Raw genomic sequence first — 4,634 nt, 5'->3', positions numbered from 1 at the left:
CGCGCGGTCTTGCTCCGCAGACACGACGCGCCGCCGCTACGCGGCGGTTCCGCGCTTCGCGCGGAAAGGCGGCGGAACTCCGTTCCGCCTGCCGGATCACTCCGTGATCCGGCGATCCGGCTGACGCCGGATCAGTTCCGTACTGGCCTGCTCCGCAGTCCTGTACGGAACCTGACGCACGCTCCGCGCGCGTCAGAAAAGCGGCAGCGAGAGGAGGGTGGCGGGGTGTCAGATGTGTGTGCGGCTGAGGGAGTGTCAGAGGCCGGCATCGTCCCCCTCCGTCGCCGGGTCTCGGTCCGGCCCGTTTCGATCCCGCGTCACCGCTCAGGATCCACCACTTCCCAACATCTCCACATTGGGGTGTGCGTCACTTCAGTTACCCAGATAGATTCTGGGATGATGACGGGGTAGCTACCTCGGTCGGACATCGGACGCACCTTGGGATCCAATTCCCCTCACCGCGCACCTTGAATGGTGCGAGAAATGGATCTGGAATGACGCACATGACCCTCCGCCCTCATCAGATCGAAGCAGTGGATTCGGTGCTTCGGAATCTCTCGGAGCAGCCTGGTAAGGGAATTCCTCTTGAAGGTCTGCGGGCTCAGGTTATCGCTGCTACCGGGTCCGGTAAAACGCTGATTGGTGTGGAGTCGGCGATTCGTCTTTCGGCTCGCCGGGTGCTGGTATTGGTGCCGACGTTGGATCTGCTGTTGCAGATGGCCGCCGCGTGGCGGCAGGGCGGCCGTCACGGGGCGATGGTCGGGGTGTGCTCTCTGCGGGGTGCGGACAGTCAGGGCGTGCCCTGTACGACGGACCCGGAGGAGTTGGTCGCGTGGACGGCCGGCCCTGAGGCGGTGACCGTGTTCGCGACGTATGCGTCGGTGGGTCTGGGCACTCTCCAGCGGGCGCACGCGGCGGGTCTGCCGGTGTGGGACCTGATGGTGGTGGACGAGGCTCACCGGACAAGTGGGGATGGCGGGCGGCCGTGGGCGGCCGTGCATGACCAGGCCCAAGTCCCGGCTGTGCGGCGGTTGTACATGACGGCGACGGCCCGGGTGTGGGAGGCCGAAGGGGACCGGCCGCGGCTGGTGGCGTCCATGGATGAGGACTCGCCGGTCTTCGGTCCCGTGGCCTACAAGCTGAAGCTCAGTGAGGCGATCCGGCTGGGGTTGGTGGCGCCGTATCAGGTGCTGTGCCTGGATATCCGCGACCCTGACTTGTATGCCGCGCTCACCACCGAGGCGACGGGTTCGGACGCGGTGCGCGGGGCGCGGTTGGCGGCCGTGCAGACCGGCCTGATGCAGGCTGCGAGTGAGGAGCGGTTTAGGCGGGTGCTGTCCTTTCACAGCAGGGTGAGCGAGGCGGAGGCGATGGCGGCGGCCGTCCCGGCGACGGCAGGCCGGCTCGCCGAGGACGACCCCGACACCTACCCGCCCGCCGAGCAGGTGTGGGCGGGCTGGCTGTACGGCGAACATGCCCCCGCTCACCGTCGTCAGGTGCTGGATGAATTCGCTTCTGATTTCCTCGGAGCGGAGGAATTTGCGGGGCGGGATGTGCCCGCGAAATTGCGGGTGCTTTCCTCGGTGCGGGTTTTGGGTGAAGGCGTCGATACGGCGGAGTGTGACGCGGTCCTGTTCGCGGATGCGCGCGGTTCGATGGTGGATATCGTGCAGATGGTCGGGCGGTCCCTGCGGATGGATCCTGGCGCCGGGAAAATCGCCACGCTGATCGTGCCCGTATTCCTCGGGGAAAACGAGGATGTCAACGAACTGCTCACCTCGGATGCCTACGGGACCCTCAGCAAGATCCTTGGAGCTCTGCGGGCGCACGATGCGGAGACGATCGAGGCACTGGCCGATCCCCGGATCCGCAACGCCCGCCCCGAGGCGGGCGAGGACGGCGACAACGACCAGGACGACGACGGCGAGGACGGCGACCAGGAGCAGGACGTCGCCCGGGTCGGTGCTGCGGCAGCAGGGGTGCTGCGGTTCAGCGAGGAACGCGACCCGGCCGCGCTCACCCAGTTCGTCAGGTTGCGGGTCATCGACCCCGAGCGTGCCTACTGGCTGCGCGGCATCGAGGCGGCGACGCGGTGGCTGCGGGAGACCGGCAACAACGAGCTGCGGGTGCCGTACACGTACGTCACGCCGGAGGACTGGCCCGGGATCGGCGGGCATCCACTGGGGGTGTGGGTGGCCGACCAGCGCCGGTACTACGCGGCCGGCACCCTGGAGGCCGGCCGCGTGAGTGAGCTGGAAGCACTCGGCATGGTCTGGTCGGTGCAGGCATCCGCATGGGACGCGGGCCTGGCCGTGGCCCGCTCCTACGCGGCCGTGCACGGACACTTCCTGCCGCCTGCTTCGGCGGTCTGGGGCGGGGACGGGTTTCCGGTGGGGGTGTGGGCCAAGAACCAGCGTGCAGCGGCCCGCAGGACGGCTGAGAACACCGAACGGCGGGAGGCCGGGGAAACGGGCGTCTCGTACACGGGTGAGCTGTCAGAGAGCCGTCTGACAGCTCTGGCAGAGATCGATCCGGGATGGTGCCCCACGTGGGAGATCGGCTGGCAACGCAGCCTCCGGCTCACCCTCGCCCACGTACGCGCCGGAGGCGCACTGCCCACCGGAGCAGGCCAACTCATCGTGCAGGGCGAAGACCTGGGAGCATGGGCCGCCGCGCAACGGGCCGGATGGGACCGGCTGATGCCCGCACAGCAATACCTCCTGGAGACCATCGGAGTAGAGCCCGCGACCGAGAGCGAACCCGCACAGGGCGCACGCCGCACGCAGGACGACCGGTGGACCACCAACCTGGCAGCCGCACGCCAGTTCCACACGCGGGAGGGCCACCTGCGGGCGGCACGTCAGCATGTCGAACTGGTTGACGGCGAGCCTGTGAAACTGGGGTCATTCCTGGATAACACCCGAAGGAGGGCCGCGAAGTTGAGCGAGCAGCGACGCGCAGACCTCAACGCCCTCGGCATGCGCTGGTGAACCTCCCTGACCGGTCAGGCTCCGTGAGCGGGGCGCCGTGCGGTGGGCGGCGTAGATCGCGTTTCGGCAAGGTTGATCATGCGGCCTCGAGAGGGTGGGCTGATCGACATCCCGGCGGTCCGAATGCGTTGCAGGGCGGCTCTGATGTCATACGATGCTTACGGACACCTGGGGACACCGGGACTGACTCGCCTCTGTGAGGACAGCCAGTACCCCGGGAATCCCCGAAGGGCCTGACGCTGGGTGCAACCAGCAGTCAGACCCCTCAGGGTGCCGCAGTCATGAGCCCGGCCGAACACGTAGCGGTCGGGCTCACTGCGTGAGCGCCTGCACCAGCCGGCCGTACTCTGCTCCTGGTTAAGACCAGAAGGACTGCAACAGTTCCCAAATGACCTTGATGGTCACTGGCGCCCAGTCGATGAGTGCCTGCCGCTTCGACAGGCGGCGGTCGCACCGTGCGCAGTGATCACCAGGAGATTGTTCCCCGGTCATCTGCTCCCTCCCTCCGGTCCCGGTAAGGGTCCTGAGCGGTGCCCAGGAATTGGCCTTGGTGTGAGGCGAACAACTCGGTGGGACCTCTGGGAGGAACTGGGCCCAAGCATAAGCGTGTTGACCGGGTCCGAAGACCCGGGGGACCACACCTTCTGGGCCGCTGATGCAATCCAACCACTAGATGTGGGGATTGACTCATACATGCACACCGATCCCGCGTGTCGCGCCCGTACTGGCATGTGTCGCGCTGCCATACTGCTTTGCCACTGATGCGAGGCCGCAGCTGGATCACAGAGCTACCTGCGGAGATCCCCGCCAGGAGAGAGCTTGCAGCATCCACGAGGTCGTCATCCAGCGGTGAAGAGTTCAGCAATGGGCTCTTTTGTCCGCCAGGCGTCGCGTTAGCCGTGCGCCCAGACGCATGATCACGGCTGGCGATCCGCGATCTTTCACTCGAACGTGCGTTTGGCGCAACCTTTCGAAAGCAACTACCGCTATCCAGCAGGGAGACCATCGAGAGGGACCAACCGCTCGCCGTCTCTGTCATGCCGCCTCCCTGTACAAGCAAGAGCGCCACGATGTGCCCCGCGGTCCTCACAGCACACCGGGGACGGCTAGGACTACGGCTGGCCCTACAAGCAGGGCAATCAGTACTCCCGCCCCGGTCAGAGCGACCATCAGCGGCTGGACCAGCGCCGGGTACCGGTGCACGACATAGCCAAGGCCACCAATAACGATCAAGAGCACCATGATCGTGAGCAGGGCAACGTAAGCGATGAGAAGCATCAAGCTTCCTCCTCGTTGTCAGGCATGCGCGTACGCATGCGCGGAGTTCTGTCTGGTGCTGCGGGCGCCCACTCGCTGCCTCCCGCAACAGGTCTTCGATCGCCGCCATCCGGCCGGCCCCGGTGTCCAAAGTCCGGGCCCGGCCCGCCGATCAGTCGGCGGCGCCTGCGGGCTCAGGGACCTGTACGGCCTCTCCCGACCTGCGGTCGTCTTCCTGGCTCCCCGCACTCGCGTCTTCGTCGTCCGCGACGGGGCGTCCCGCCGGTTGCCTGAGTTCCGCGATCGCGGCCTCGAAGTCCTCGAGCGAGTCGAACGCCCGGTAGACGGACGCGAACCGCAGATAGGCGACGAGGTCGAGCTCCTGCA

The 4,634-nt window shown here is 66.8% G+C and carries 2 protein-coding genes and 1 pseudogene; 1 reads left to right on the top strand and 2 read right to left on the bottom strand.

Annotated elements, in window-relative coordinates:
- The first annotated feature begins 494 nt into the window (after window positions 1-494).
- On the top strand, window positions 495-2,990 hold the full coding sequence (locus tag ABT114_RS49925; RefSeq protein WP_351153915.1) for a DEAD/DEAH box helicase: 2,496 nt from the start codon (window positions 495-497) through the stop codon (window positions 2,988-2,990).
- A 1,086-nt stretch (window positions 2,991-4,076) separates the two neighbouring features.
- Here ABT114_RS49925 and ABT114_RS49920 read toward each other — a convergent pair.
- Complete coding sequence (locus ABT114_RS49920) at window positions 4,077-4,268, bottom strand: hypothetical protein (RefSeq protein WP_351153912.1); 192 nt, start codon at window positions 4,266-4,268, stop codon at window positions 4,077-4,079.
- A gap of 151 nt (window positions 4,269-4,419) precedes the next feature.
- Window positions 4,420-4,634 (bottom strand): annotated as a pseudogene (locus ABT114_RS49915) (transcriptional regulator NrdR); the annotation flags it as partial.

Origin of the sequence: Streptomyces sp. NPDC002088, assembly GCF_040296605.1 — a bacterium.
GTDB lineage: Bacteria > Actinomycetota > Actinomycetes > Streptomycetales > Streptomycetaceae > Streptomyces.
The sequence above is the reverse complement of the archived record's forward strand: the minus strand, read 5'-3'. Positions and strand labels throughout refer to the sequence as shown.

Bases quoted from the DNA above. Each gene is read 5' to 3' on its own strand.
- ABT114_RS49920 (WP_351153912.1), bottom strand. From the start codon at position 4,268: ATGCTTCTCATCGCTTACGTTGCCCTGCTCACGATCATGGTGCTCTTG.
- ABT114_RS49925 (WP_351153915.1), top strand. From the start codon at position 495: ATGACGCACATGACCCTCCGCCCTCATCAGATCGAAGCAGTGGATTCG.